This is a genomic window from Petrocella sp. (assembly GCF_059865615.1).
Genome location: NZ_JCBCDA010000153.1, coordinates 1 through 1,208 on the forward strand (window position 1 = coordinate 1; position 1,208 = coordinate 1,208).

Consider the following 1,208-nt stretch of genomic DNA (forward strand, 5'->3'; position numbering starts at 1 on the left):
AAATGGGTTTTCTTCTTTCGGAAATGTGAAATAGGGCAAAGTTTTATCCCCACCAATGTCTAATGTTCGAATAATGACCTCGCCATTGACATTTTTTGCTATACCTTCATATGTTTTATATTGTTCATCTTCTGTCGGCCAATCCTTACTGTTCATATAGACCAGTTCTGTCCTAAGCAGTCCGACACCAAAGCCACCATGGTCCACAATGGATAGGGCTTCTTCTGCCGAACCAACATTGCCAAAAAGCTCAATATGTCTATGATCTTTTGTTATGGCTTCCACTTTTACCAGTTGTCTTAAACGCTTCTGATGTAATGCTTCTTCTTTAACTTTTTCTTTATAGGTTTCTAACTCCGATTCTGTGGGGTCAATCAATAACTTTGTTGCTACAGTATCTAAAATCAAAGATTTACCATCGGGAATCTGAGCCTCTTTGTACCCCACTATGGTCGGTATGCCTTTTGCTTTGGCCACAATAGCGCTATGGCTGGTAATACTGCCTTCACTGAGTACAATTCCTTTGACCCAATCATTCAAATGTATGGTCTCAGATGGGCTTAAATCTTTAGCAAATAGGATTGTCGCTTCCCTGATGTTATCTAAGGGATTATCTGACAGCCCTAATATGTTTTTTAGTAAGCCTTCCATAACGTCTTCAATGTCTCTTGCACGTTCCCGGATGTAGTGGTCTTCAAGGGCACTTAACATTTCAACATAAAAGTTCTTTGCTTCATCTATAGCGGCAACTAGGTTCATCTTTTTTCCAACAATATTCTTACGAATCCGACTGATCAGTTCAGGGTCGTTTAGAATCTCAATATGAGCAGAAAAAATCTGACTTTCAGAGGTACCTATGGTTTCTTCCACATGTTTCATATGTGCTTCTAGTGATGTCTTTTGATTGCCAATGGCAATATTAAGGTTATCAAGTGTAACATCCATCTCATTTTCTTCAATCATCTCTTTAGGTATGATTATGGATTCGATTTCATAATTGAAAGCTTTTCCAATGCCTACACCTTTAAATACCGATACTCCTATCACAGCAAACATCCTTTCTTTTAATTGACTTCATCATATCACCTCGATCAAAAACAATCAATAACCATCATATATTTTTGGCGATTTGACTGTTTTATGCATTTTAAGTTAGTAATACTGTACTTTAAGATGATCACGCCAACAAAAAACAATCATATTCGCTC

The 1,208-nt window shown here is 37.4% G+C and carries 1 protein-coding gene; it reads right to left on the reverse strand.

Going from position 1 to position 1,208, the window contains the following annotated elements; all coding sequences use genetic code 11:
• Positions 1–1,047: putative PEP-binding protein (locus AC6F8J_RS14825; protein WP_500724401.1), on the reverse strand; the 1,047-nt coding region annotated here is incomplete at its 3' end.
• Positions 1,048–1,208 lie beyond the last annotated feature (161 nt).